The sequence below is a fragment of the Pseudomonas sp. NPDC089996 genome, assembly GCF_044748405.1.
GTDB lineage: Bacteria > Pseudomonadota > Gammaproteobacteria > Pseudomonadales > Pseudomonadaceae > Aquipseudomonas.
Genome location: NZ_JBIVGA010000004.1, coordinates 123,427 through 148,699, shown reverse-complemented (window position 1 = coordinate 148,699; position 25,273 = coordinate 123,427). Strand labels below are relative to the sequence as shown.

23 protein-coding genes are annotated in these 25,273 nt (G+C 63.6%); 16 read left to right on the top strand and 7 right to left on the bottom strand.

The window, feature by feature from the left end:
* Positions 1–7: 7 nt before the first annotated feature.
* Both parC and ACIPW4_RS08550 read left to right on the top strand, forming a co-directional pair.
* A complete protein-coding gene (parC, locus tag ACIPW4_RS08555) occupies positions 8–2,266 on the top strand; it encodes a DNA topoisomerase IV subunit A (RefSeq protein ID WP_400656677.1) in 2,259 nt (752 codons plus the stop codon).
* Between the two features lie 174 nt (positions 2,267–2,440).
* A complete protein-coding gene (locus ACIPW4_RS08550; RefSeq protein ID WP_400656675.1) occupies positions 2,441–3,151 on the top strand; it encodes a membrane integrity-associated transporter subunit PqiC in 711 nt (236 codons plus the stop codon).
* A 177-nt stretch (positions 3,152–3,328) separates the two neighbouring features.
* On the opposite strand, the gene ACIPW4_RS08545 is transcribed toward ACIPW4_RS08550, so the two are convergent.
* On the bottom strand, positions 3,329–4,792 hold the full coding sequence (locus ACIPW4_RS08545) for a histidine kinase (RefSeq protein ID WP_400656672.1): 1,464 nt from the start codon (positions 4,790–4,792) through the stop codon (positions 3,329–3,331).
* A gap of 135 nt (positions 4,793–4,927) precedes the next feature.
* On the opposite strand from ACIPW4_RS08545, the gene serB reads away from it, so the two are divergent.
* A complete protein-coding gene (gene serB / locus ACIPW4_RS08540) occupies positions 4,928–6,142 on the top strand; it encodes a phosphoserine phosphatase SerB (RefSeq protein ID WP_400656670.1) in 1,215 nt (404 codons plus the stop codon).
* Between the two features lie 51 nt (positions 6,143–6,193).
* Here the strand turns inward: serB and asd are convergent, their stop codons facing one another.
* Genes asd through ACIPW4_RS08525 form a run of 3 tightly spaced genes read right to left on the bottom strand, consistent with a single transcriptional unit; the run spans position 6,194 to position 9,461 of the window.
* Positions 6,194–7,057, bottom strand: a complete 864-nt coding sequence (gene asd, locus ACIPW4_RS08535; RefSeq protein WP_400656668.1) for an archaetidylserine decarboxylase — start codon at positions 7,055–7,057, stop codon at positions 6,194–6,196.
* Entirely contained in the window at positions 7,054–7,881 is an 828-nt protein-coding gene (locus ACIPW4_RS08530) for a rhodanese-like domain-containing protein (RefSeq protein ID WP_400656667.1), read from the bottom strand. Before ACIPW4_RS08530 ends, asd begins: the two co-directional genes overlap by 4 nt.
* Before the next feature lie 44 nt (positions 7,882–7,925).
* Complete coding sequence (locus ACIPW4_RS08525) at positions 7,926–9,461, bottom strand: HDOD domain-containing protein (RefSeq protein WP_400656664.1); 1,536 nt, start codon at positions 9,459–9,461, stop codon at positions 7,926–7,928.
* A 130-nt stretch (positions 9,462–9,591) separates the two neighbouring features.
* Between ACIPW4_RS08525 and motA the strand changes: the two genes are divergently transcribed.
* Positions 9,592–10,443 carry a flagellar motor stator protein MotA gene (gene motA / locus ACIPW4_RS08520; protein ID WP_400656663.1) on the top strand — a complete coding sequence of 284 codons (852 nt, stop codon included), beginning with the start codon at positions 9,592–9,594 and terminating at the stop codon, positions 10,441–10,443.
* Between the two features lie 3 nt (positions 10,444–10,446).
* Positions 10,447–11,481: a flagellar motor protein MotB gene (motB, locus tag ACIPW4_RS08515; RefSeq protein ID WP_400656661.1), complete on the top strand. Its 1,035-nt coding sequence runs from the start codon at positions 10,447–10,449 to the stop codon at positions 11,479–11,481.
* A 33-nt stretch (positions 11,482–11,514) separates the two neighbouring features.
* Here the strand turns inward: motB and ACIPW4_RS08510 are convergent, their stop codons facing one another.
* Positions 11,515–11,985: a molecular chaperone Tir gene (locus ACIPW4_RS08510; protein ID WP_400656660.1), complete on the bottom strand. Its 471-nt coding sequence runs from the start codon at positions 11,983–11,985 to the stop codon at positions 11,515–11,517.
* A 113-nt stretch (positions 11,986–12,098) separates the two neighbouring features.
* The gene (gene rsgA, locus ACIPW4_RS08505) at positions 12,099–13,130 is read right to left on the bottom strand and encodes a small ribosomal subunit biogenesis GTPase RsgA (RefSeq protein ID WP_400656658.1); all 1,032 of its coding nucleotides are present in this window, start codon (positions 13,128–13,130) and stop codon (positions 12,099–12,101) included.
* A gap of 141 nt (positions 13,131–13,271) precedes the next feature.
* Between rsgA and orn the strand changes: the two genes are divergently transcribed.
* Both orn and ACIPW4_RS08495 read left to right on the top strand, forming a co-directional pair.
* A complete protein-coding gene (gene orn / locus ACIPW4_RS08500; RefSeq protein WP_400656656.1) occupies positions 13,272–13,814 on the top strand; it encodes an oligoribonuclease in 543 nt (180 codons plus the stop codon).
* Positions 13,815–13,905: 91 nt separating this feature from the next.
* The gene (locus ACIPW4_RS08495) at positions 13,906–14,517 is read left to right on the top strand and encodes a trimeric intracellular cation channel family protein (protein ID WP_400656654.1); all 612 of its coding nucleotides are present in this window, start codon (positions 13,906–13,908) and stop codon (positions 14,515–14,517) included.
* A gap of 146 nt (positions 14,518–14,663) precedes the next feature.
* Here the strand turns inward: ACIPW4_RS08495 and queG are convergent, their stop codons facing one another.
* Complete coding sequence (gene queG / locus ACIPW4_RS08490; protein WP_400656652.1) at positions 14,664–15,728, bottom strand: tRNA epoxyqueuosine(34) reductase QueG; 1,065 nt, start codon at positions 15,726–15,728, stop codon at positions 14,664–14,666.
* 64 nt (positions 15,729–15,792) lie between these two features.
* On the opposite strand from queG, the gene ACIPW4_RS08485 reads away from it, so the two are divergent.
* The 9 genes from ACIPW4_RS08485 (at position 15,793) to hflC (ending at position 25,237) form a co-directional block, all read left to right on the top strand.
* Positions 15,793–16,653, top strand: a complete 861-nt coding sequence (locus ACIPW4_RS08485; protein ID WP_400656650.1) for an NAD(P)H-hydrate dehydratase — start codon at positions 15,793–15,795, stop codon at positions 16,651–16,653.
* 2 nt (positions 16,654–16,655) lie between these two features.
* Positions 16,656–17,114, top strand: coding sequence for a tRNA (adenosine(37)-N6)-threonylcarbamoyltransferase complex ATPase subunit type 1 TsaE (tsaE, locus tag ACIPW4_RS08480; protein WP_400657232.1), 459 nt, complete (start codon positions 16,656–16,658; stop codon positions 17,112–17,114).
* A gap of 11 nt (positions 17,115–17,125) precedes the next feature.
* Positions 17,126–18,556 carry an N-acetylmuramoyl-L-alanine amidase gene (locus tag ACIPW4_RS08475; protein WP_400656648.1) on the top strand — a complete coding sequence of 477 codons (1,431 nt, stop codon included), beginning with the start codon at positions 17,126–17,128 and terminating at the stop codon, positions 18,554–18,556.
* Entirely contained in the window at positions 18,553–20,451 is a 1,899-nt protein-coding gene (mutL, locus tag ACIPW4_RS08470; RefSeq protein ID WP_400656646.1) for a DNA mismatch repair endonuclease MutL, read from the top strand. Before ACIPW4_RS08475 ends, mutL begins: the two co-directional genes overlap by 4 nt.
* Position 20,452: 1 nt before the next feature.
* Entirely contained in the window at positions 20,453–21,424 is a 972-nt protein-coding gene (gene miaA, locus ACIPW4_RS08465; RefSeq protein ID WP_400656644.1) for a tRNA (adenosine(37)-N6)-dimethylallyltransferase MiaA, read from the top strand.
* A gap of 94 nt (positions 21,425–21,518) precedes the next feature.
* The gene (hfq, locus tag ACIPW4_RS08460) at positions 21,519–21,779 is read left to right on the top strand and encodes an RNA chaperone Hfq (RefSeq protein ID WP_400656642.1); all 261 of its coding nucleotides are present in this window, start codon (positions 21,519–21,521) and stop codon (positions 21,777–21,779) included.
* A gap of 12 nt (positions 21,780–21,791) precedes the next feature.
* A complete protein-coding gene (hflX, locus tag ACIPW4_RS08455; RefSeq protein WP_400656640.1) occupies positions 21,792–23,093 on the top strand; it encodes a ribosome rescue GTPase HflX in 1,302 nt (433 codons plus the stop codon).
* Positions 23,094–23,189: 96 nt separating this feature from the next.
* Complete coding sequence (gene hflK, locus ACIPW4_RS08450) at positions 23,190–24,368, top strand: FtsH protease activity modulator HflK (protein ID WP_400656637.1); 1,179 nt, start codon at positions 23,190–23,192, stop codon at positions 24,366–24,368.
* Positions 24,368–25,237: a protease modulator HflC gene (gene hflC / locus ACIPW4_RS08445; protein WP_400656635.1), complete on the top strand. Its 870-nt coding sequence runs from the start codon at positions 24,368–24,370 to the stop codon at positions 25,235–25,237. The genes hflK and hflC overlap by 1 nt, the downstream gene beginning before the upstream one ends.
* The last annotated feature ends 36 nt before the right edge of the window (positions 25,238–25,273 follow it).

Below are 25,273 nucleotides of genomic sequence, written 5' to 3'. Positions count from 1 at the left end.
GGCCCGCATGAGCGACTCACTGGAACTCAGCCTGGATGGCGTCGAACGCCGCTCGCTGGCTGACTTCACCGAACAGGCCTACCTCAACTATTCCATGTACGTGATCATGGACCGGGCCTTGCCGCATATCGGCGATGGCCTGAAGCCGGTGCAGCGACGCATCGTCTACGCCATGAGCGAGTTGGGGCTCAATGCCGACGCCAAGCACAAGAAGTCCGCCCGTACCGTCGGCGACGTGCTCGGCAAGTTCCACCCCCACGGCGATTCGGCCTGCTACGAGGCCATGGTGCTGATGGCGCAGCCGTTCAGCTATCGCTACACCCTGGTCGATGGCCAGGGCAACTGGGGTGCACCGGACGATCCGAAGTCGTTCGCCGCCATGCGTTACACCGAGGCACGCCTGTCGCGTTACTCGGAAGTGCTGCTCAGCGAAGTGGGTCAGGGTACCGTCGACTGGGTACCGAACTTCGACGGCACGCTGGAAGAACCTGCGGTACTGCCGGCGCGCCTGCCGAACATCCTGCTCAACGGCACCACCGGTATCGCCGTGGGCATGGCCACCGACGTGCCGCCGCACAACCTGCGGGAAGTGGCCAGCGCCTGCGTGCGCCTGCTCGACGAGCCCAAGGCCACTATCGAGCAGCTGTGCGAGCACATTCAGGGCCCGGACTACCCGACCGAGGCGGAAATCATCACCCCGCGCGCGGAAATCCAGAAGATCTACGAAAGTGGCCGTGGCTCGATCCGCATGCGCGCCGTGTACCGCGTCGAAGATGGCGACGTCGTCGTCACCGCATTGCCGCACCAGGTCTCCGGGGCCAAGGTGCTGGAGCAGATCGCCGCGCAGATGCAGGCCAAGAAGCTGCCGATGGTTGCCGACCTGCGTGACGAGTCGGACCACGAGAACCCCTGCCGTATCGTCATCATCCCGCGTTCCAACCGGGTGGATGCCGACGAACTGATGCAGCACCTGTTCGCCACCACCGACCTGGAAAGCAGTTACCGGGTCAACGTCAATATCATCGGCCTGGACGGCCGCCCGCAGCTGAAGAACCTGCGCGCGCTGCTGCTGGAGTGGCTGGAATTCCGTACCAATACCGTTCGTCGCCGCCTGCAGCACCGCCTGGACAAGGTCGAGAAGCGTCTGCACCTGTTGGAAGGCTTGCTCACGGCGTTCCTCAACCTGGATGAAGTGATCCACATCATCCGTACCGAAGAACACCCCAAGCAGGCCCTGATCGAGCGCTTCCAGCTGACCGAGATTCAGGCCGACTACATCCTCGAGACGCGCCTGCGGCAGCTGGCGCGCCTGGAGGAGATGAAGATCCGCGGCGAGCAGGACGAATTGCTCAAAGAGCAGGCCAAGCTGCAAGCCCTGCTGGGCAGCGATGCCAAGCTGCGCAAGCTGGTACGCAGCGAGCTGATCAAGGACGCCGAGACCTATGGCGACGACCGTCGCTCGCCCATCGTCGAGCGCGCCGAAGCCAAGGCCCTGTCGGAAAACGAGCTCATGCCGACCGAGCCGGTCACCGTGGTGCTGTCTGAAAAGGGCTGGGTGCGCTGCGCCAAGGGCCACGATATCGACGCTACCGGGCTGTCCTACAAGGCGGGCGACGGCTTCAAGGCCGCCGCTGCCGGGCGCTCCAACCAGTTTGCCGTGTTGATCGACTCAACCGGGCGCAGTTATTCGGTGGCCGCGCACACCCTGCCGTCGGCGCGGGGCCAGGGCGAGCCGCTGACTGGCCGCCTGACGCCTCCGCCTGGGGCGACGTTCGAATGCGTGCTGCTGCCGGACGATGACGCGCTGTATGTGGTGGCCTCGGATGCGGGTTATGGCTTCGTGGTCAAGGGCGAGGACCTGCAGGCCAAGAACAAGGCCGGCAAGGGCCTGCTCAGTTTGCCCAACGGCGCCAAGGTCATGACCCCGCGCCCGGTGGCCAATCGCGAGCAGGACTGGTTGGCGGCGGTGACCACTGAAGGTCGCCTGCTGGTGTTCAAGGTTTCCGACCTGCCACAGCTGGGTAAAGGCAAAGGCAACAAGATCATCGGTGTACCGGGTGATCGGGTCGCCAGTCGTGAAGAATATGTCACCGATCTGGCAGTGATCGCCGAGGGTGCAACCCTTATTCTGCAAGCCGGCAAGCGTACCCTGTCACTTAAAGCCGACGACCTTGAGCACTACAAAGGTGAACGTGGCCGACGCGGCAGCAAGCTGCCACGCGGCTTCCAGCGGGTCGACGGGTTGCAGGTGGAAGTGCCAGCGTAATCCGACGAAATGTCTGGAACGGCAATTTCAGCGCCGTTCCAGGCAGAAATGCTGGAGTCGAACCGATATTTCGCGGATGATAGTGCCCCTGCGGTGCCGGCGTGGCCGTGTGCCCGATTGAATCTCTATCAGTATCACTGCGGTTTGCCTGGTGCGACCGCCTGGATGGGTTGAATGAAATTCCTGCGCCTTCCATTTGCGCTGTTGATGACGGGTTTGCTGGGACTGAGCGGGTGCAGCATGCACCAGCCGGTTGCCCTGTACCAACTCGACAGCGGTGATCCTGGCCAGCCTTCGCAGAGTGCGGGCATGGCCGTGGTGCTCGGCCCGGTGTCGCTAGCCGATTACCTTCAGCGTGAAACCTTCTTGCAGCGTCAGGCCGATGGCAGCCTGAGTTCGGCGACCGACGGTCGTTGGGCCGGTAGCCTGTCGGCAGACATCGATCAACTGCTGGTGCGTCAGCTGGCCTGGCGTCTGGACAGCCAGCGCGTGGTGCTGGCCCCGGCCAGCACAGGCTTCAGCCCGGACGTGCAGGTGCTGCTGTCGATCACTCGGCTGGACTCGGGCAAGAACCAGCCGGCGATTCTGGATGCGCAATGGCGCCTGCTCGACCGTCGTGGCCATGTGCGTGACAACCGTATCGTTCACCTCGAACAGCCGCACGAAGGCAGCGAGTCGTCCCAGGTTCAGGCCCAGGGGCAGTTGTTGCAGAAGCTGGCAGAACAGTTGAGCTCGGCGGTCAAACCGCTGGCCAATCAACCTGCGATTGCTGAAGAGGCGCCGAAGAAGCAGGCAGCACCGGTGCAAGTCAAGAAAGAGCCGGAGAAGTCGAAGATCCCGATGGCTTCGCCGATTCGTACCGATATGGAAGTCTATCGGTTCTGATCGAACCGCCAGATACAAAAAAGCCCGCACGTCTGCGGGCTTCTTTGTATCTGAAATCGCTGGGGCCGCTTTGCGGCCCTTTCGCGACACAAGGCCGCTCCTACAAGAGACCGCGATCCCCTGTAGGAGCGGCCTTGTGTCGCGATAGGGGCGCAAAGCGCCCCCAGAGATCTGAAGTCAGGCCCGGCGCTCGTGCATCCGCGCCAACTGACGCTCCAGCATCGACGGGTAGGGCTCCATCAAGCGTTCCACACAGCAGGCGCCTTCTGGGCTGGCAATCGGACGGATGCGGGCGCGCTTGCGGATCAGCTCGTCATCGTTGATCTGCCGTTCCACCAGCAGCAGGTTGCGACTGTGCTGCGACAGCGCCAGCGCGTCCTGGGCCTTTTCGGCCATCAGCAGATCGCCCTGCTCCAGGCCTTGCAGGTCATCGCCCAGGGCCAGGCCCAGCTGCAGCTGCAGGGTGATGCCGCTGTCGGCCACTTCGATCTGAAGGGCATGGCCCAGCGCACGCAGCAGCTCGCCGCAGCAGATGGCGTTGGTCAGGTAATCCTCGCCACACTCGCGGCTGTGGAATAGCACCAGGGTGCTGCCATCACTGAGCGTGTGGATGTCGCCTTCATACAGCGACGCTGCCTGCTCCAGGCAGCCACGGTAGCGTTCCAGCAGCTCGGTCAGGCGCGTGCGCGGCAGGCGGCGCAGTTGCTCCTGGGAGCCCAGTTGAACTGCCAGCACTGCCGTATTCTGGGGTTCGTCGGATTCGGCCACGGCAGCTTTGGCCACAGGTTGCTGCTCGTCATCCAGCAGCCCGGCGAAGGCCTCGTCGTCTTCCTCGTCCGCCTGGACTACGGCCCTGGCGCGCTGTGCGGGCTTGGCCGGGACTTCGTCGTGCAGTTCGTCGAACGCGTCTTCGTCCTCTTCTTCCTCCGGTTCCGGCTCGGGCGGAGGGGGCGGCGCCAGGCGGGCGTGCAGCTGGCGGGCGATGTCGCCGATCTCGTCTTGGCGGTCGATGGCCGGGGTGTAAGGGTGCGGGTCACGCAGCCACACTCGCAGCTGCAGCAGCGGCAGGGTGATGTGGCGGCCTTGTCGCAGGCTCAGGCTCAACGCCAGTGCCAGCAGAATGGCGGCGAGGATGCCCATGCTCTGCAGGCTGATCAGCATCGGCTGCTGGAACTGGCTCATGTCCAGACTGATGCGCAGCTGACCGGCGGTCACGTCCTGGAACGTGATCTTGGTCTGGTACAGGCCTTCGGCCTCGCCCAGCAGGCTGTTGCGCGGGCGCTGACCGGCCTCGGCGAGGATGCGGTTATCCACGCTGTAGATGGCCGCATGGGCCACCAGCGGGTTCTTCACCAGGTTGCCCAGCAACACATTGAGGCTGAGGATGTCATTGGACACCAGCAGCTCGGTCGCCGAGGTGGCGGTCTGGGTGGTCAGGCTCTGGCCGAGGGCGTCCGCCTGCTCGTGCATGGCCTGCTTGAACTGCAGGCCCATCACGCAGGCGTAGATCACCAGCGCCAGCGCCACCAGGAAAATGTTGGTGGTGGCGATGCGCAGTGCCAAGGGCACGCGGCGTTGACGCAGGGCTCGGAAGATCATGATGAAGAAGTTGTCGGTTTTGACGGGCGTGGGCCGGTTCACAGAGCTCGGCTCTTAATGGCATAAAAGTGTTGCGCAGTATAGCGAGCTGTGTTTTGTCGGCAAAGTAGAGTTGGCGCCCGATGGTCATGGAAAATCGGTAGAATGCGCATTTTTCATCGAAGTCGGAGCCAGGTTGTGCGCGAAATCGTTCTGATCAATATCACCGGTGAGGACCGCCCCGGTCTCACCGCCGCCATTACCGGCGTCCTGCTCCAGGGCGGTGTGAACATCCTCGACATCGGCCTGGCGGTCATGCACGGCACCCTGTCGTTCGGCATCCTGGTCGATATCCCGGACAACGAAGTGGCCACCAGCCTGCTGCAGAGCGTGCAATCCAAGGCCCATGAGCTGAACCTGCAAGCGCGCTACACGCCGATCTCCGAGGCCGACTACCAGCACTGGGCCGATGCCCAGGGCGAAGCGCGTCATATTGCGACTTTGCTCAGCCGCAAGATCACCCCCGAGCAATTGCAGCGCGTGAGTGCGGTCATCAGCCAGTACGGCCTGACCATCGAACGTATCGAGCGCCTGTCGGCGCGGGTCGCTCTGGCCGCCTCGGGCGAGAAGGGCAAGGCGGCGTTGGAAATTTCCGTGCGCGGCGTGCCGAGCGATGCCCAGGCCTTGCGTGCCGATTTCTTCGCGCTGGCCGAAGAGCTGAACATCGACATCGCTTTCCAGAAGGATGACCTGTTCCGCCGCAACCGCCGCCTGGCGGTATTCGACATGGACTCGACGTTGATCGAGGCCGAAGTCATCGACGAGCTGGCCAAGGCGGCCGGCGTGGGCGAGCAGGTTGCCGCGATTACCGAACGCGCCATGCGCGGCGAGCTGGATTTTCGCGCCAGTTTCAAGGAGCGCATGGCGCTGCTCAAAGGCCTGGATGTCGGCGTACTCGACGAGATCGGCGCTTCCCTGCGCCTGACCGAAGGTGCCGAGAACCTGTTTGCCGAACTCAAGCGCCTGGGCTACAAGACGGCGATCCTCTCTGGCGGCTTCTCGTATTTCGCCAGGCAGGTGCAGGCGCGCCTGGGCATCGACTACGTGTTTGCCAATGAACTGGAAGTAGTCGATGGCAAGGTAACCGGCGTGGCCGTCGAGCCCATCGTCGATGCCCAGCGCAAGGCTGACCTTCTGCAGCAGTTGGCCAGTGAAGAAGGCTTGCAGCTGGAGCAGACCATCGCCGTGGGCGATGGCGCCAACGACCTGCCCATGCTGTCGCTGGCCGGCCTGGGTGTGGCATTCCGCGCCAAGCCGCTGGTGCGCCAGTCGGCCAAGCAGGCGATTTCCACCTTGGGCCTGGATGGCGTGCTGTACCTGCTGGGCTTGCGCGACCGCGACGCCCGCGGCTGATACCAGAACGAAAAAGGCCCTGCAGGTGCAGGGCCTTTTTTGCAGCCAGGGTCAGCCCTGGGCAGGGGTAGCCAGCAGTTCACCCATGCGCACAGCCGAAGCAGCACCCAGGTTCCCAGCCCATTTCACCTGCTCTGGCCCGAACAGCACAATGGCGGTCGAGCCCAGCTTGAAGCGGCCCAGCTCGGCGCCTTTCTCCAGATGGATCGGCGCACGGCTGCTTTCGTCGTAGCGGAAGGTCTTCAGCTCGCGCTTCGGCGGCGTGACCAGGCCGGCCCACACGGTCTCGATCGAAGCGACGATCATGGCGCCGACCAGCACCACGGCCATCGGCCCGCGTTCGGTATCGAACAGGCAGACGACACGCTCGTTGCGGGCAAATAGCTCCGGAACGTTCTCGGCAGTGGTCTGGTTGACCGAGAACAGACGGCCCGGCACATAGACCATCTCGCGCAGGGTGCCGGCCAGCGGCATGTGCACGCGGTGGTAATCCTTCGGCGACAGGTAGATGGTGGCGAACTCACCGCCCATGAAGGGCGCGGCCAACGCCGGGTCGCCACCGAGCAGTTCGAGGGCGCTGAAACTGTGGCCCTTGGCCTGGAAGATACGACCGTGCTCGATCGGGCCCAGCTGGCTGACGGCACCATCGGCCGGGCAGAGGATCGCGCCCGGGGTTTCGTCCAGCGGGCGAGCGCCTGGCTTCAGGGCGCGGGTGAAGAAGGCATTGAAGTGCTCGTAGGCGGTGAGGTCTTCGACCAGCGCTTCGTTCATGTTCACCTGGTAGCGCTTGGCGAACCAGGCGGTGAAGGCGTTCTTGAACCAGCGTGCTCGGCATTCGGCGACGCAGCCAGCCAGGCGCGACAGCAAGTGGTGCGGCAGCAGGTACTGGCTGAGGATGAACAGACGGGATTTCATTGAGTTGATTGTCCTTGAACTTCGACAGGCGTGTCCGGGTGGTTGCCCCATTCGCTCCACGAACCGGCGTAAGCCTTGATGCGTGGGTAGCCGAGGGACTTGGCCACCAGGTAGGTGAAACCGGAGCGTCGGTGGGTCTGACAGTGGGTGATCACTTCCTTGTCCGGCGTGATGCCCAATTGTTTCAGGACTTCAGCGATGTCCTTGCGGATGCGCAGATGGTCGTTGAGGTCCATGCCGGCCGTCCATTCGAAATTGACGGCGCCGGGAATGTGCCCAGCCTTGGCAGCCAGGACTTTTTCGCCGTTGAATTCCTGCGGGCCACGGGCATCCCAGACCACCAGGTCGTCGGCGCCCAGGCGGCTTTGCAGGTATTCGCGGGTGGCGGTCGGTTCGCCGTGCAGTTGCAGGTGCACGGGGGTGTTGCCAGGTACTGGCACGTCGGTGGCGAGCTTGTCCGCTGGCCAGGCCTGGATGCCGCCATTGAGGTAGTGATAACGGGGATGACCGACGACATCGAGCAGCCAGATGAAGCGGCCGGCCCAGCCGCCGCCTTCATCGTCGTACACCACATAGACTGCGTCGTCGCGGTGGCCGAGTTCGCTGAACAGTTTTTCCACGTCGGCCAGGGCCGGCAGCAGGCCTGGCGCCGGAGGCTGGCCAAGCTGGGTGCGCTTGCCCTCGACGAAGCGGGCGCCGGGGATATGCCCGCTGACATAGCGGTTGGCGCTGCTCAGGTCGACCAGGATCAGCTGGGGCGAATCCAGGCGCGGCAGCAACTCCGCAGCTTCGATCACCAGGGGCAGGCCGGAAAAGTCAGTCATCCACGTTCTCCAGTGTGGAAAGAGGAGCGATTGTAGCGCAAGGCTCAGGCACCGCGGTTGGCAAACACCGCCAGCGCACGCTCGATACATTGCGAAGTCTTGCCAAAGGCCTGCACGCTGACATCGGCCAGTGGCTTGCCGCCCTGGTCGGCCACCGCCAGCATCAACACCTGGTCGCCGACCGCCAGAGAACGTAGCAGCACATGTTCGCTGGCGAAGAGCGCCCGCAGTGGGGCGGGTAGCAATGCCGAGAACTGGGCGTGATTGTCCGGCGTCAGGCGCAACTGGCCGGCCTTGCTCATGAGCTTTTGCAGCAATTTGTTCTGTGCGACCGGCAAGGCCATGGCGGCAGCCTCCTTGGGCAGGCCGGCGGTCTGCTGTACGCGCAGGTAGTCGCTGGCACGGTCCAGTGTCAGCAGCATGATGCGCTGCATGCCGCAGGCGAGCATGGCGTCGCGCGCCTGGCTAGCCAGGTGCACTGCGTTGGTGAACGGGCTGGGTTGGGCCAGCAGTTCCTGGCACAGCGTGCGCCAGCGGCCGAGGTCGTCGCTGGAGGGAGGAGGTGGCGTCAGCATGTCCGGGTGCGGGCGGCGCTGCTGCCACGGCCAGATCAGTGCTTCGGCCGGGTGGAACAGCGCATGCCGGGCATGACGCCGGGCGCTGGCGGCAGCCTGTTGGTGCATTTGCTGTTGCACGTCTTCTAGTGAAGTCTGCAGATACAGTGCAGTCAGCAGCTGCCAGCGCAATAAATGAGGGTTGTCCCAACCGACCTGGGCCGCCAGGGCCAGGTTGTTGGCCAGCAGTACGGTGTTGGCCGGCTCATTGAACCAACGGCGCAAGCCGGGTGCATCGTCCAGGCGATGCTGCTGGCTGAGCGGGTTTTCTTCGCGGGCAATGCTCAATACCAGCGCCAGCTGTTCGCGCTCTTCAAGCAGCAGGCGATAGCCTTGGGTCACCCACTTGGGCAGGCGCCAGTGTTCGGCCATGGCCTGGCACAGGGCGAAGATGCGCACGCCGAACAGTTCCTGCTCCACGTCGGCTGCGGTTTCGCCCTTGTGGATGACCCGCAGCTCCCAGGCGTCCAGCAGCTTGGGGTGAGCCACGGCCAGCGGCCACAGAGGGGCGAGGAACAGCAGGCTGCCCCAGTGGATCTCTTGCCACAGGCGTGCCAGCCGGCTGGCAAACAGGCCGCTGGCCTGCTGCGCGGCGTGCTGGCTGATCAACAGGAATTGACGCAGCACTGGCGGAATGTCGTCTTCCGGCAGGGCTGGCAGGCGCATCAGCAGTTCCTTGCTGCGGCCCAGGCCCAGGCGGTTGAGGGCGACTTCCAGGCTTTCTGCAGGCTCGGCCTGGCTGGCGTTGGCGGGGTGGTTGGCCTCGCGCATCACCGACAGCACGAGAGCGGGGCTGTCCTGCATCAGTTCGGCGATGTCGCGCAACGAGCGGCGATTGTCGTTGATAGCGTTCATGACCTGGTCGTAACTCTGCTTCGGGACCGGTACGCGAACACCGTCGAGCAGCTTGACCCAGGCTTCTACCGTACGCGGATTCTGAGTGGGCACCTTGGATTCCATTGGCATTTTGACATCAGTCCGAACTGGCTTTTCGCTTTGAGTGGCTATAGTCTGGCGCAGTTCTGCCGATAAGTAGAAGAAGAGTTTTAAAGCTCCCGTCCCTCACCCTGACCACGACAGCAAGTGCTTTGAACCTATGGCTAAAATTATCGGCATCATCGTCGTATTCGCGAGCGTGCTCGGCGGATATGTACTCTCCCACGGCAAGATCGCGGCGCTGATCCAGCCGTTCGAAGTGCTGATCATCGGCGGTGCAGCTTTTGGCGCCTTCATGCAGGCCAACCCTGGTTACATGACCATGCATGTAATCAAGAAGTCGGTGAAGATGTTCGGCTCGCGCTTCTCCCATGCTTACTATCTGGAAGTACTGGGCCTGGTCTATGAAATCCTCAACAAGAGCCGTCGCGAAGGCATGATGGCGATCGAGAGCGATATCGAGGACGCCGCTGCCAGTCCGATCTTCGCCAAGTACCCGGCGGTGCTGGGCGACGAGCGCATGACCGCGTACATCTGCGACTATCTGCGGATCATGTCCACCGGCAACATGGCGCCCCATGAGCTCGAAGGCCTGTTCGACATGGAGCTGATGAGCATGAAGGAAGAGCTCGAGCACCCGTCGCACGCGGTCACCGGTATCGCCGACGGCATGCCGGGTTTCGGTATCGTCGCGGCGGTACTGGGTATCGTGGTGACCATGGCTTCGTTGGGCGAAGGCGATCAGGCGGCTATCGGCATGCACGTCGGTGCGGCACTGGTCGGTACTTTCTTCGGTATTCTGGCGGCCTATGGCTTCTTCGGTCCCCTGGCCAAGTGCCTTGAGCACGATGCCAAGGAAGAGCTCAACCTCTACGAATCGATCAAGGCTTCGCTGGTGGCCTCGGCGTCCGGCATGCCGCCTTCGCTGGCCGTCGAGTTCGGGCGCAAGGTGCTGTATCCGAAGCACCGTCCAAGCTTCGCCGAGCTGGAACAAGCAGTTCGCGGTCGCTGAGTCATGGAGAACAATCAGCCGATAATCATCAAGCGCGTCAAGCGCTTCGGTGGCGGGCACCACGGCGGCGCCTGGAAGATCGCCTTCGCCGACTTCGCCACGGCGATGATGGCGTTCTTCCTGGTGCTGTGGTTGATGTCTACCGCTACACCTGAGCAGAAGATCGCCATCGCCGGCTACTTTAAGGACCCGATCGGTTTTTCCGAGAGTGGCACGCCCTATGTCATTGATCTGGGCGGCTCGCCGGAGCTGGCGCCGGAAAAAACCATCAACCCGGAGCAGAAGTCCGAGCCTACCCCTGACACCAGCATCCAGCTGGACAAGGACCAGGTCCAGACCATGGCCGAGCAGGTCGAGCGCGAACGCCTCGAGCTGCTGTTGCAGGAACTGCAGAACAAGGTCGAGGAAAACCCGCAACTGCAGAAGTTCAAAGACCAGATCCTCTTCGAAATTACCCAGGACGGCCTGCGGATCCAGATCATGGACGCCGAGAATCGGCCGATGTTCGACATCGGCAGTGCACGCCTGCAGCCGTATTTCGAAGACATCCTGCTGGCCATGGCCGACACCATCAAGGCGGTGCCGAACAAGATCAGCATCAGTGGCCATACCGATGCCAAGCCGTACTCCGGCACTGGCGATTTCGGCAACTGGGAGCTGTCGGCCAACCGGGCCAACGCCGCGCGCCGTGCCCTGGTCGCCGGCGGCTACCCGGATGCCCAGGTGGCGCGGGTGGTGGGGTATGCCTCGTCGTCGCTGTTCGACCGCAAGAACCCGTTCAACCCGGTCAACCGCCGTATCGACATCATCGTCCTGACCAAGAAGGCGCAGCGCAACATCGAGGGTGAACAGGGTGCCCCCGACGCGCCTGCCCAGCCGGCTCCGCCAGCGGGCGCAGCACCTGGGGCGGCAGCTCCGGCAGCGCCGGCGTCGGGTGATGCCGCTGGTGAAGCGCCGATGCAGCCGCGGGAACTGCGCCAGAAGCTGAACATCTTCGAGGATGGCACCTTGAAGATGGATGAGGCCAAGGACCAGTAACGGCTGGCAGGGGCCGCAAAGCGGCCCCAATACTCAGAACCCCCGCCTGATCTTGGCCTTGAGATCGGCATGAAAGTAGTCCGCATTGTCCCGGTCGACACTCGACCCACGCTCTGCTGGCAGAGTCATCGCCCGCTGAAACGTGCACTCATCATGATACGCCCGCACGAACAGGTCGATATGCGCCCGTTCGCGCATCACTGGCCACCTGTCGAGCTGCTTGGGTAGCTCGCAGTCCCCGTTGCGATAGAAACTCACTCGTAGATTGGCTGTTACCGCAGTCTCCAGCAACCTGACAGTCCACCAGTCATCGTCGGCTTCTGCCGGTAGCAGGCCGATCCAGTGGGTTGCATCGTTTAACTGTTGGCAGGCCCTGCCTTGAGCGTCTTGCCCATCGACACCAAACTCCACCAGCTGCGCGGTAATGCCCTCAAGCAGCAGGCGTTCGTTGAGAATGAAGGCGTCAAGCCGCTCTTCGTGGCGGTAACTGATGAAAACCGGCATCGCGGTTGCCCTCCCTGATAGAAGTCATGACCTTCAGGGAAAGCGGAGGGTAGGGCAATAGATGGCAGGAAAACCGGAAGCGTCCTACGTGCCCCGGTAACATTTCCTACAAATCAGTAACTCTCTTCCGGCAAGCTGGCGATGATCGAGCGGTAGCTGTTCATCCGTTGCGGCTTGATGCGGCCGTCTTCGAGGGCCTTGAGCAGTGCGCACCCCGGTTCGCGATCATGCTTGCAGTCGCGGAAACGGCAGGTGCCGAACAAGTCGCGGAACTCGATGAAGCCATCTTCCACGTCGTCGCGGCTGACGTGGCCGAGGCCGAATTCGCGGATGCCTGGCGAGTCGATCAGGTCGCCGCCGTTGGGGAAGTGATACAGGCGCGCCGTGGTGGTGGTGTGCGTACCCTGGCCAGACCATTCGGACAGATCGCCGACGCGAGTGTCGGCATCCGGCAGCAAGCTGTTCACCAGCGACGACTTGCCCACGCCCGACTGCCCGACGAACACGCTGATGTGACCATCGAGCACCTGCTGAAGGCGTTGCATGCCATCGCCGTGGTGCGCGGAGACCTCCAGCAGCGGGTAGCCCAGGTCACGGTAGACCTCAAGCAGGGCCTGCAGGCCGGGGCCGTTCTCGTCATCTACCAGGTCGGCCTTGTTCAGCAGCAGCAGCGGGCGGATGCCGGCGTGTTCGGCAGCCACCAGGTAACGGTCGATCAGGTTCGGGTGCGGCTCCGGGGCCGGGGCGAAGACGATCACGATCAGGTCAACGTTGGCCGCGACCGGTCTGAGCTGGCCATGGTTGTTTGGCCGGCACAGTTCGGTGCTGCGTGGCATCTGCGCGACGATCACGCCGATGCCCTGGTTACCGGCGCGCCAGACCACACGGTCGCCAGTGACCAGCGCCGGCAGGTTGGCCCGCAGGTGACAGCGGAATACCTGACCGGCGACCTCGCCGTCCTGGGCTTCCACCTCGACCTGTACACCGAAGTGGGCGATTACCAGGCCCAGTTGCTCCGGCCCCAGGTCGCCGCCCTCCAGCTCCTGCAGCACGTGCTGTTCGCGTTTGGCGGCGCGAGCGGCGCGTTCGTTCTGGATTTTTTCGATACGCCAGTTCTGGCGACGATTGAGCTGGCGTTTGGCCATGGACCTTCCAAGGAGGGGCAAGTTGAAAACGGCAGGCAGTTTAGCACGCCAGGTCACCGACCATTCTGGTTACGTTTGCGCCGCGCATGCGCAGGCCGGCGTCGCTAGGCTAATATGACGGCCTATACGAGGAGCTCCTTCATGCAGAACCCACAGAACCTGATCTGGATCGATCTGGAAATGACCGGCCTGGATCCGGACCACGACGTCATCATCGAGATGGCCACCATCGTCACCGACAGCGAGCTGAATACCCTGGCCGAAGGCCCGGTGATCGCCATTCACCACAGTGACGAAGTGCTGGCACGCATGGACGAGTGGAACACCCGCACCCATGGCGCCTCCGGCCTGACCCAGCGCGTGCGCGACAGCAAGGTCAGCACGGCCGAAGCCGAAGCGCAGACCATCGCCTTCCTCGAGCAATGGGTGCCGAAAGGCAAGTCGCCGATCTGCGGCAACAGCATCTGCCAGGATCGCCGCTTCCTCTACCGTCACATGCGCGGCCTGGAAAACTTCTTCCACTATCGCAACCTCGATGTCTCGACGCTGAAGGAGCTGGCTGCGCGCTGGGCACCGGATGTGCGTGACAGCTTCAAGAAGGGCGGTACCCACCTGGCACTGGACGATATTCGCGAGTCGATCGCCGAACTGCGTCACTATCGCGAGCATTTCATCAAGGTATGACCTGAAAGAGCGCAAGTATTGTGCCCGCGCCCTCTTTTGGTGCCTCCGCCAACTGGTTAGACTTCGCGCCTTTCCCGCACGGACCCGCGCCATGTTGTTGATGCTCTACCTGATCGCCATCACCGCCGAAGCCATGACCGGTGCCCTGTCCGCCGGCCGCCGCGGCATGGACTGGTTTGGCGTGGTGCTGATCGCCTGCGTGACCGCCCTGGGGGGCGGCTCGGTGCGTGACGTGCTGCTGGGGCATTACCCGCTAACTTGGGTGAAACACCCGGAATACCTGGTGTTGACCAGTTTCGCTGCGTTGCTGACGATTTTCATCGCGCCGATGATGCGCCGTTTGCGCTCGCTGTTCCTGGTGCTCGATGCCCTGGGGCTGGTGGCCTTCACTTTGATCGGTTGCATGACCGCGCTGGAGATGGGCCAGGGCATGCTGGTGGCATCGATCAGCGGGGTGATCACCGGGGTATTTGGCGGCATCTTGCGGGATATCTTCTGCAACGACATCCCGCTGGTGTTCCGGCGCGAGCTCTACGCCAGCGTGTCGTTCGCGGCGGCTTGGTTCTATCTGGGCTGCGTGCACTTCAAGGTGCCGGCGGAGCAGGCGATGTTGCTGACGTTGTTTGGCGGTTTTCTGGTCCGTCTGCTGGCGATCCGCTTCCATTGGGAAATGCCCAAGTTCCACTACAACGACCAGCAGTGAGCCTGGCGCGGTCAGTTGTAGGAGCGGCCTTGTGTCGCGAAAGGGTTGCGAAGCAGCCCCGGGATATCAGCACCGATGAACAAATTGCTGGGGCTGCTGCGCAGCCCTTTCGCGACACAAGGCCGCTCCTACAGGGAATTGCGTTGTTACTGGAGGCCGTGCCGCCCCAGCGCCCACTCCACATGCTCGCGCACCAGCTCCGACTCATCTTCCCGCCTGGCCTTCAACGCCTCGATCACCGGAATCGTTGAAGGCGCATTCCCCAATCCCACTGCCAGATTACGCAAAAATCGCTCATACCCCGCTCGCCGCAGCGGCCCACCCTCGGTCTTGCGCAGGAACGTGCGCTCGTCCCACAGGAACATTTCAGCCAGTTCGGCATTTTCCAGCCCATGGCGCGGCTGGAAGTCCTGCTCCTTGCTGTGATTGGCAAAACGGTTCCACGGGCAGACGATCTGGCAGTCGTCGCAGCCAAACACGCGATTGCCCATCATCGAGCGCAATTCGACCGGAATAGGCCCGCGTAACTCGATGGTCAGGTAGGAGATGCAGCGCCGCGCATCCAGCACATAGGGCCCGACGAAAGCCTGGGTCGGGCAGATGTCCAGGCACGCCTGGCAGCGCCCGCAGTGTTCACTGGTATGTGCCTCGTCCACCGGCAGTGGCAGGTCGACGAACAGTTCGGCGAGGAAGAAGTAGCTGCCGGCCTTGCGGTTGAGCAGCAAGGTGTTCTTGCCGATCCAGCCCAGCCCGGCTTGCTCTGCAAGGGCCTTTTCCAGCACCGGGGCGCTGTCGACGAAGGCGCGATAGCCGAACGGGCCGATCGCTTCCTGGATGCGGTCCGCCAGGAACTGCACGCGCTTGCGCACCAGCTTGTGGTAGTCGCGGCCCAGGGCGTAGCGCGACACGTAGGCTTTTTCCGGCTGGGCCAGGCGTTGCGCCATTTGCGTGTCACCGGGCAGGTAATCCATGCGCAGTGACACCACGCGCACCGTGCCGGGAATCAGCTGGTCAGGGTGGGCGCGCTTGCTGCCGTGGGCGCCAAGGTATTCCATTTCGCCCTGGTAGCCGGCCTCGAGCCAGCGTTGCAGGTGCTGTTCGTGTTCGCCAAGGTCGACACCGGCGATGCCGACATGGGCAAAACCGAGTTCTTGGCCCCAGATCTTGATGGATTGGGCCAGTTGGGCGAGGTCAGGTGTACAGGCGGACATGGATGGGCAGGCAATACGGGCTCAGGTGCGTATAATTCTGCCAGACATTGGAGCCTTTGACCCCATGCCGCAGACCAAACACCCCAGCAACGCCCCGCAATTGCTCAGCAGTGTGACCGTCGCACGACTGCCTGCGCGTCATGCGCATGCCCATAAAGGCGACTTCGGCCATGTGCTGGTCGTGGGGGGTGACCTGGGTACCGGTGGCGCGGTGCTGCTCAGTGCCGAAGCTGCGCTCCGTTGCGGAGCAGGGCTGGTGAGCATGGCGACACGCCCGGAGCACGTCGTGGCAGGGCTGGCGCGCATGCCGGAGGCGATGTGCCTGGGGGTCGAGTCGGCCAACCAATTGGTCGGCGTACTGGAGCGTGCCTCGGTGCTGGTGGTCGGCCCCGGCCTGGGCCAAGCGGCCTGGGGCCGCAGCCTGCTGTCTTCGGTAGCCAACGCCGAGCGGCCGCAGGTGTGGGACGCCGATGCGCTGAACCTGCTGGCCCGCACGCCACTGGCACTGCCCAGTGGTAGCATCCTCACCCCGCACCCGGGGGAGGCGGCGCGCTTGCTGGGTATCTCGACCGAAGCGGTGCAGGCCGACCGCCCAGGTGCGGCGCGCAAGCTGGCGCGCCGCTATGCCAGTGTCTGTGTGCTCAAGGGCGCCGGCACCCTGGTGGCGGACCCCGCCGGCAAGCTGGCGCTGTGCGAGCGGGGCCACCCGGCGATGGCGGGAGCCGGGTTGGGTGATGTACTGACCGGCGTGCTGGCAGCACTGCTGGCCCAAGGGCTGGATGCCTGGAGCGCGGCGGCCCTGGGGGTATGGTTGCACGCCTGCGCTGGCGAACGCCTGGGCGTCAAAGGTAGAGGCTTGGCAGCCAGCGATCTGGTGCCGGTCATTCGTGAGTTGTTGGAGGAGCATTCTGCGTGTCTGGCTTAACCCTGTTTCTGGCCGATGAAGCGGCCACGGTCGATTTCGGCGCCAAAATGGCCGAGGTGACCGGCGGTCGTGGCGTGATTTTCCTGGAAGGCGACCTTGGGGCGGGCAAGACCACGCTCTCACGTGGCCTGATCCGTGGCCTGGGCCATACTGGTGCAGTGAAGAGTCCGACTTTCACCGTGGTAGAACCCTACGAAATCGGTGAAGTGCGCGCCTTCCATTTCGACCTGTATCGCCTGGTCGATCCGGAAGAGCTGGAGTTCATGGGCATTCGTGACTATTTCGAAGGCGACCCGCTGTGCCTGTTCGAATGGCCACAAAATGGCGCGGGCGTTTTGCCAAAGCCCGACCTGACCATTACCATAAGCCCCCAAGCGGGCGGCCGCTCGCTTGACCTTACGCCGCAGGGGGCTCGCGGCGAGGCCTGGTGCTCTGCACTGGCCGAACACTATAAACAGTAAGTGGGGTAGGTATGCGCATACGCGCACTGGTCGCTGTCGTTGGACTGCTGCTGACAGCGGTGACCGTTGACGCTCTGGCCGTCACTCAAGTCAAGAGCATGCGCCTGTGGCGCGCACCGGACAACACGCGGCTGGTCTTCGACCTGTCTGGCCCCGTGCAGCATAGCGTCTTCACCCTCAGCGCTCCCGATCGCCTGGTGATCGACATCAACGGCGCGACCCTGGCCGCGCCGCTGAATGTGGCGACTTCGAACACGCCGATCAGCAGCGTGCGTTCGGCCCAGCGTACCCCCACCGACCTGCGGGTGGTGGTCGACCTGAAGAAGTCGGTCACGCCCAAGAGCTTCACCCTTGCGCCCAATGCGCAGTACGGCAACCGCCTGGTGGTCGACTTGTACGACCAGGAAGCCGACGCCATCGCTGCCACGGCGCCAACCCCGCCGCCAACGCCGGTGCAAACCCCGGCGACCACGCCAGCGGTGCCGGTGAGCCCGGCGCAGCCGGCAATCAAGCTGCCACCGGTGCCAAGTGGCAAGCGTGACATCGTGGTCGCCATCGATGCCGGCCATGGCGGCGAGGACCCTGGCGCTTCCGGCTCGCGCGGCCAGCACGAGAAAGACATCGTGCTGCAGATCGCCAAGGAACTGCAGCGCCAGATCAACACCGAGAAGGGTTACCGCGCCGAGCTGACCCGTACCGGTGATTACTTCATCCCGTTGCGCAAACGCACCGAGATCGCCCGCAAGAAAGGCGCCGACCTGTTCATCTCTATCCACGCCGACGCCGCCCCGTCGCGCGCCGCTTTCGGTGCTTCGGTGTTCGCCTTGTCCGACCGTGGTGCCACCTCCGAAACTGCGCGCTGGCTGGCCGACACGGAAAACCGTTCCGACCTGATCGGTGGTGCCGGCAACGTCAGCCTCGACGACAAGGACCGCATGCTCGCGGGCGTGCTGCTCGACCTGTCGATGACCGCCACGTTGAGTTCCAGCCTCAACGTCGGGCAGAAAGTGCTGGGCAACATGGGGCGTGTCACCTCGCTGCACAAGCAGCGGGTGGAACAGGCGGGCTTCATGGTGCTGAAATCACCGGATATCCCGTCGATCCTCGTTGAAACCGGGTTCATCTCGAACAATAACGAAGCGGCCAAACTGGCCACTGCCAGCCATCAGCAAGCGCTGGCGCGTTCGATTCATACTGGCGTGCGTCAGTACTTCCAGCAGAATCCGCCGCCTGGCACCTACGTTGCCTGGCTGCGTGACAGTGGCAAGATCGCCCAGGGCCCGCGTGAGCACACCGTGCGCCCGGGTGAAACCCTGGCGATGCTCGCGGTGCGCTACCAGGTCAGCGTCACCAGCCTGCGCAGCACCAACAGCCTCAAGACCGATGAGCTGAAGGTCGGCCAGCACCTCGATATCCCCGCCACCACGCTGGCTTCGCAATGAGTGGCGGTTCGCGCATCCAGCTGCTCAGCCCGCGGCTGGCCAACCAGATTGCTGCGGGTGAGGTAGTCGAACGCCCGGCTTCAGTGGCCAAGGAGCTGTTGGAAAACAGCCTGGACTCCGGTGCCCGGCGCATCGATGTGGACGTCGAGCAGGGTGGTGTGAAGCTGCTGAAGGTGCGTGACGATGGCGGCGGCATTTCCGCCGACGACCTGCCACTGGCCCTGGCCCGCCACGCCACCAGCAAGATTCGCGAGCTGGAAGACCTGGAAGGTGTATTGAGCCTGGGCTTTCGTGGCGAGGCCCTGGCATCGATCAGCTCGGTGGCACGCCTGACCCTGACGTCGCGTACCGCCAGCGCGGGCGAGGCCTGGCAAGTCGAGACCGAGGGTCGAGACATGACCCCGCGCGTGCAGCCCGCCGCGCATCCGGTTGGCACCTCGGTGGAAGTGCGCGACCTGTTTTTCAATACCCCGGCCCGGCGCAAGTTTCTCAAGGCCGAAAAGACCGAATTCGATCACCTGCAGGAAGTCATCCGTCGCCTGGCCCTGGCCCGCTTCGATGTCGGCTTCCACCTGCGACACAACGGCAAGAGCATCCTCAGCCTGCATGAGGCGCATGACGAAACGGCCCGTGCGCGGCGGGTCGGTGCCATCTGCGGCCCGGGCTTCATGGAGCAGGCGCTGCCGATCGACGTCGAGCGCAACGGCTTGCGCCTGTGGGGTTGGGTCGGTCTGCCGACGTTCTCGCGCAGCCAGGCCGATTTGCAGTACTTCTTCGTCAATGGCCGAGCGGTGCGCGACAAGCTGGTCGCCCATGCCGTGCGTCAGGCCTATCGCGACGTGCTGTTCAATGGCCGGCACCCGACCTTCGTGCTGTTCCTCGAACTCGAGCCGAACGGTGTCGACGTCAACGTGCACCCGACCAAGCATGAAGTGCGCTTCCGTGAAGGCCGCTCGGTGCACGACTTCCTCTATGGCACGCTGCACCGGGCCCTGGCAGACGTGCGCCCGGAGGACCAGCTGGCTGCGCCTGCCGCCCTGCCTGAAACGGTGCGCGCGACTGGCCAGCAGGCCGGTGAGTTCGGCCCGCAGGGCGAGATGCGCCTGGCCTCGCCAGTGCTCGAGCAGCCGCAGGTGCCGCAGCATTCCATTTCCAATGGCGGCAGTGGGGCCGGTTACCAGTACCAGTACACCCCGCGCCCGTCGCAGCCGTTGCCGGCCGCCGAGTCCCAGGCGGTCTACCGCGAGTTCTACAAGCCGCTGAGCGAGGGCGCGTCAGCCCCTTCCGCGCTGCCGGAAAGCCAGGGCGACATCCCGCCGCTGGGCTATGCCCTGGCGCAGCTCAAGGGCATCTACATCCTTGCCGAGAACGCTATTGGCCTGGTGCTGGTGGACATGCATGCGGCCCACGAGCGCATCATGTACGAGCGCCTCAAAGTGGCCATGGCCAGCGAAGGCCTCAGCGGCCAGCCGCTGCTGGTGCCGGAAACCCTGGCGCTGAGCCAGCGCGAGGCCGATTGTGCCGAAGAGCATGGCCAGTGGTTCCAGCGCCTGGGCTTCGAACTGCAGCGCCTGGGTCCTGAAACGCTGGCGATCCGCCAGATCCCGGCGCTGCTCAAGCAAGCCGAGGCCAATCGCCTGGTGCAGGATGTACTCGCCGACCTGATGGAATACGGCACCAGCGACCGCATCCAGGCACACCTCAACGAACTGCTCGGCACCATGGCCTGCCACGGCGCGGTGCGCGCCAACCGGCGCCTGGCCATCCCCGAAATGAATGCCCTGCTGCGGGATATGGAAAACACCGAGCGCAGCGGCCAGTGCAACCACGGGCGTCCGACCTGGACCCAGATGGGCCTGGACGATCTGGACAAACTATTCCTGCGCGGTCGATGACATGAGCGGCAAGCCCCCTGCGATATTCCTCATGGGCCCGACGGCAGCCGGCAAGACCGACCTCGCCATCGAGCTGACCAAGGTCCTGCCTTGCGAGCTGATCAGTGTCGACTCGGCGCTGGTCTATCGCGGCCTGGACATCGGCTCGGCCAAACCTTCCAAAGAAGTTCTGGCCGCCTACCCGCACCGGCTGATCGACATCCGCGACCCGGCCGAGAGCTACTCGGCCGCGCAGTTTCGCGCCGATGCCCTGGAAGCGATGGCCGATATCACCGCCCGAGGCAAGATTCCGCTGCTGGTCGGCGGCACCATGCTCTATTACAAGGCACTGATCGAGGGCCTGGCGGACATGCCGGCGGCCGATGCTGCCGTGCGCGCAGCGCTCGAGGCAGAGGCCGAGGCGCTGGGGCTGGCCGAGTTGCACCGGCAACTGGCGCAAGTCGACCCGGAGTCGGCGGCGCGCATCCACCCCAATGACCCGCAGCGGTTGATCCGGGCGCTGGAGGTGTACCGGGTGAGTGGCCAGAGCATGACAGCCCATCGCCAGCGTCAATTCGCGGAAAGTAGCGGCGCAGACGCGGGCGCTGGCGGGCATTTGCCCTATACTGTCGCGAGTTTGGCCATTGCGCCTGCCGATCGTCACATTTTGCACAAGCGAATTGCGCTACGATTTTCGCAGATGCTGGAACAGGGCTTTGTCGATGAGGTCCGATCGCTGCGAGCCAGAAGTGACTTGCACGCCGGGCTGCCGTCTATACGGGCAGTGGGGTATCGACAGGTCTGGGACTACCTCGACGGCAAGCTGACTGAGAATGAGATGCGAGAACGCGGTATCATTGCCACTCGGCAACTGGCCAAGCGGCAGTTCACCTGGTTGCGTGGCTGGCCTGACGTGCACTGGCTCGACAGCCTGGCCTGCGACAATCTGTCCCGCACCTTGAAATACCTTGGGGCCGTCTCCATATTGAGCTGAGTCCCTGCTGATAGCCGTCTATTCTTGCGAAGGGGCGGCCTGACTTATCAATTTTTCTGATTTTCTATTATTTATCCTTACAGGAGTGCGGCATATGTCAAAAGGGCATTCGCTACAAGACCCTTACTTGAATCAACTGAGAAAGGAAAAGGTCCCGGTATCGATCTATCTGGTCAACGGGATCAAGCTGCAGGGCTCGATTGAATCGTTCGACCAGTTCGTGGTGCTGCTGAAGAACACCGTCAGCCAGATGGTCTACAAGCACGCCATCTCGACCGTGGTACCGGCCCGTCCAGTCCGCCTGCCAAGCCCGACCGATAGCGAACACGGCGACAGCGAGCCAGGCAACGCCTGATAGGAGCCTGCATTGTTCTTTGAGCGCCACGGTGGTGGTGAGCGGGCGTTGCTCGTTCACTTGGAAGGTCAGAACCCTGAGGCGCGCGAAGACCCGCAGGAGTTTCAGGAACTGGCACTGTCGGCCGGAGCCGACATCGTTTCGTTGGCCACGGTAGCCAGGCATCAGCCTACGGCCAAATACCTGATTGGCAGCGGCAAGGTCGAGGAGTTGCGCGACCTGGTCAAAGCCGAGCAGGTAGACCTGGTGATTTTCAATCACACCCTCACGCCCAGTCAGGAACGCAACCTCGAGCGCGTCTTTGAGTGTCGCGTGCTCGACCGTACCGGGTTGATCCTCGACATCTTCGCCCAGCGGGCGCGTACCCATGAAGGCAAGCTGCAGGTCGAACTGGCCCAGCTCGACCACATGAGCACGCGGCTGGTGCGCGGCTGGACCCACCTCGAGCGGCAGAAGGGTGGTATCGGCCTGCGCGGCCCGGGCGAAACCCAGCTGGAAACCGACCGCCGCCTGCTGCGGGTACGTATCCGCCAGATCAAGGGGCGCCTGGAAAAGGTGCGCAGCCAGCGCGAGCAGGCCCGCCGTGGCCGCAAGCGCGCGGATATTCCTTCGGTGTCGCTGGTGGGTTATACCAACGCCGGCAAGTCGACACTGTTCAATGCGCTGACCGAATCCGAGGTTTACGCGGCCGACCAGCTGTTCGCCACGCTCGACCCGACCTTGCGCCGGCTCGAACTGGCCGACCTGGGCCCGATCGTGCTGGCAGACACCGTGGGCTTCATTCGCCACCTGCCGCACAAGCTGGTCGAGGCATTTCGGGCTACGCTCGAAGAATCGAGCAACTCGGACCTGTTGCTGCATGTGATCGACGCCCATGAGCCAGAGCGCATGGAGCAGATCGAGCAAGTGCTGGCCGTGTTGGGAGAGATCGGTGCTGAAGGCTTGCCGATCCTCGAGGTCTATAACAAACTCGACCTGCTTGAAGATGTCGAGCCGCAGATTCAGCGCGATGCCGATGGCAAACCGCAGCGGGTCTGGGTGTCGGCACGAGATGGACGTGGCCTGGAGCTGGTCGGCCGGGCGATTGCCGAGTTGTTGGGGGATGATCTGTTTGTCGGCACCCTGTGTCTGGAGCAGCGTTTTGCCCGCTTGCGCGCGCAATTCTTTGCCCTGGGTGCCGTGCGGAGTGAAGAGCATGACGAAGAAGGGCGCAGCCTGCTGAGTGTTCGCCTGCCCAGGGTCGAGTTGAATCGCCTGGTCAGTCGTGAAGGCATGGAGCCGCAAGTGTTTGTCGAGCAACACACTTTGCAATAAATGCCCGGTGAGGTCGCCGGGCAGCAGTGGCAGGCATTCTGTAGCATTGGACGGCGCGCCGTGGGCGCGTCTTTGCTTTATCAGATGGAGAGCGCTATGGCTTGGAACGAGCCGGGTGGCAACTCGAACAATCAGGATCCCTGGGGCGGCCGTCGCGGTGGCGGCGGTGGTGGCGACAAGAAGGGTCCGCCGGATCTGGACGAGGCCTTCCGCAAGCTGCAGGACAGCCTGAACGGCATGTTCGGCAGTGGCAAGAAACGTGGCGGCGGTGACCGCAATGTCGGCAAGGGTGGCGGCTACGGCCTGCTGGGCATCGGCCTGGTGGTGCTTGCTGCAATCTGGCTGTACAGCGCCGTGTATGTGGTCGACGAGCAGGAGCAGGCCGTGGTGCTGCGCTTCGGCAAGTACTATGAGACGGTCGGTCCCGGCCTGAACATCTACTTCCCGCCAATCGATCGCAAGTACATGGAAAACGTCACGCGCGAGCGTGCCTACACCAAGCAGGGCCAGATGCTCACTGAAGACGAGAACATCGTCGAGGTGCCTCTGACCGTCCAGTACAAGATCAGCAACCTGCAGGACTTCGTGCTCAACGTCGACCAGCCTGAGGTCAGCCTGCAGCATGCGACCGACAGCGCCCTGCGCCACGTGGTGGGTTCCACCTCGATGGACCAGGTGTTGACCGAAGGCCGTGAGCAGATGGCCGTGGATATCCGCGAACGCCTGCAGCGCTTCCTCGACAACTACCGCACCGGTATCACCGTCACCCAGGTCAACGTACAGAGCGCGGCAGCCCCGCGTGAAGTGCAGGAAGCCTTCGACGACGTGATCCGCGCCCGTGAAGACGAGCAACGTGCCCGCAACCAGGCCGAGTCCTACGCCAATGGCGTGGTGCCGGAAGCCCGTGGTCAGGCGCAGCGCATCATCGAGGACGCCAACGGCTACCGTGACGAAGTCATCGCCCGCGCCAAGGGTGAGGCCGACCGCTTCACCAAACTGGTCGGCGAGTACCGCAAGGCACCCGACGTGACCCGTCAGCGCCTGTACCTGGAGACCATGCAAGAGGTCTACAGCAATTCGAGCAAGGTCCTGGTCACGGCCAAGGACGGGCAGAACAACCTGCTCTACCTGCCACTGGACAAGATGGTCGAAGGCAGCCGCAACGCGGCCGCGCCGAGCACCAGCGTCAGCCCGTCGGTCAACGATGCGGCCTCGCGTGCGGCGCAGGACCTGCAACAGCAACAGCCGCCACTGCGTACTAGGGAGAGCCGCTGATGAGCAACCGATCGCTGATCGCCCTGATCGCCGCCGTGGTTCTGGCCATCGTGGCCTGGAACAGCTTCTACATCGTGTCCCAGACCGAACGTGCGGTAATGCTGCGCTTCGGTAAGGTGGTCCAGGCGGATGTCCAGCCGGGCCTGCACGTGAAGATTCCGTACGTGAACCAGGTACGCAAGTTCGACGCACGCCTGATGACCCTCGACGCCCCGACCCAGCGGTTCCTGACCCTGGAGAAGAAGGCGGTGATGGTCGACGCCTACGCCAAGTGGCGCGTCAAGGATGCCGAGCGCTTCTACACCGCCACTTCCGGCATGAAGCAGATCGCCGACGAGCGTCTGTCGCGCCGCCTGGAAAGCGGCCTGCGTGACCAGTTCGGTAAACGTACCCTGCACGAGGTGGTTTCCGGTGAACGTGACGCGTTGATGGCTGACATCACCGCATCGCTGAACCGCATGGCCAGCAAGGAGCTGGGTATCGAGGTCATCGACGTGCGCGTCAAGGCCATCGACCTGCCGAAGGAAGTCAACCGCAGCGTGTTCGACCGCATGAGCACCGAGCGTGAGCGTGAAGCCCGCGAGCATCGCGCCAAAGGTAACGAGTTGGCCGAAGGTATTCGCGCCGATGCCGACCGTCAACGCCGTGTGCTGCTGGCCGAAGCCTACCGCGAAGCGGAAGAGACCCGTGGTGATGGCGATGCCCAGTCGGCAGCCATCTACGCCAAGGCCTACACCCAGGACGCCGATTTCTATGCGTTCTACCGTAGCCTGCAGGCGTACCGCGAAAGCTTCTCGAACAAGGGCGACGTGCTGGTTCTGGACGCGAAGAACGAGTTCTTCCGCTTCCTGGACAAGAGCAAGCCTTGATGTTCAGGCCCTGATATTCATGCAGCGGCGCCCCGC

Bases quoted from the DNA above. Each gene is read 5' to 3' on its own strand.
- ACIPW4_RS08550 (WP_400656675.1), top strand. From the start codon at position 2,441: ATGAAATTCCTGCGCCTTCCATTTGCGCTGTTGATGACGGGTTTGCTG.
- ACIPW4_RS08525 (WP_400656664.1), bottom strand. From the start codon at position 9,461: ATGCCAATGGAATCCAAGGTGCCCACTCAGAATCCGCGTACGGTAGAA.
- motA (WP_400656663.1), top strand. From the start codon at position 9,592: ATGGCTAAAATTATCGGCATCATCGTCGTATTCGCGAGCGTGCTCGGC.
- hflC (WP_400656635.1), top strand. From the start codon at position 24,368: ATGAGCAACCGATCGCTGATCGCCCTGATCGCCGCCGTGGTTCTGGCC.
- motB (WP_400656661.1), top strand. From the start codon at position 10,447: ATGGAGAACAATCAGCCGATAATCATCAAGCGCGTCAAGCGCTTCGGT.
- hflK (WP_400656637.1), top strand. From the start codon at position 23,190: ATGGCTTGGAACGAGCCGGGTGGCAACTCGAACAATCAGGATCCCTGG.
- ACIPW4_RS08530 (WP_400656667.1), bottom strand. From the start codon at position 7,881: ATGACTGACTTTTCCGGCCTGCCCCTGGTGATCGAAGCTGCGGAGTTG.
- hfq (WP_400656642.1), top strand. From the start codon at position 21,519: ATGTCAAAAGGGCATTCGCTACAAGACCCTTACTTGAATCAACTGAGA.
- ACIPW4_RS08475 (WP_400656648.1), top strand. From the start codon at position 17,126: ATGCGCATACGCGCACTGGTCGCTGTCGTTGGACTGCTGCTGACAGCG.
- asd (WP_400656668.1), bottom strand. From the start codon at position 7,057: ATGAAATCCCGTCTGTTCATCCTCAGCCAGTACCTGCTGCCGCACCAC.
- parC (WP_400656677.1), top strand. From the start codon at position 8: ATGAGCGACTCACTGGAACTCAGCCTGGATGGCGTCGAACGCCGCTCG.
- ACIPW4_RS08495 (WP_400656654.1), top strand. From the start codon at position 13,906: ATGTTGTTGATGCTCTACCTGATCGCCATCACCGCCGAAGCCATGACC.
- queG (WP_400656652.1), bottom strand. From the start codon at position 15,728: ATGTCCGCCTGTACACCTGACCTCGCCCAACTGGCCCAATCCATCAAG.
- mutL (WP_400656646.1), top strand. From the start codon at position 18,553: ATGAGTGGCGGTTCGCGCATCCAGCTGCTCAGCCCGCGGCTGGCCAAC.
- orn (WP_400656656.1), top strand. From the start codon at position 13,272: ATGCAGAACCCACAGAACCTGATCTGGATCGATCTGGAAATGACCGGC.
- miaA (WP_400656644.1), top strand. From the start codon at position 20,453: ATGAGCGGCAAGCCCCCTGCGATATTCCTCATGGGCCCGACGGCAGCC.
- rsgA (WP_400656658.1), bottom strand. From the start codon at position 13,130: ATGGCCAAACGCCAGCTCAATCGTCGCCAGAACTGGCGTATCGAAAAA.
- ACIPW4_RS08485 (WP_400656650.1), top strand. From the start codon at position 15,793: ATGCCGCAGACCAAACACCCCAGCAACGCCCCGCAATTGCTCAGCAGT.
- ACIPW4_RS08510 (WP_400656660.1), bottom strand. From the start codon at position 11,985: ATGCCGGTTTTCATCAGTTACCGCCACGAAGAGCGGCTTGACGCCTTC.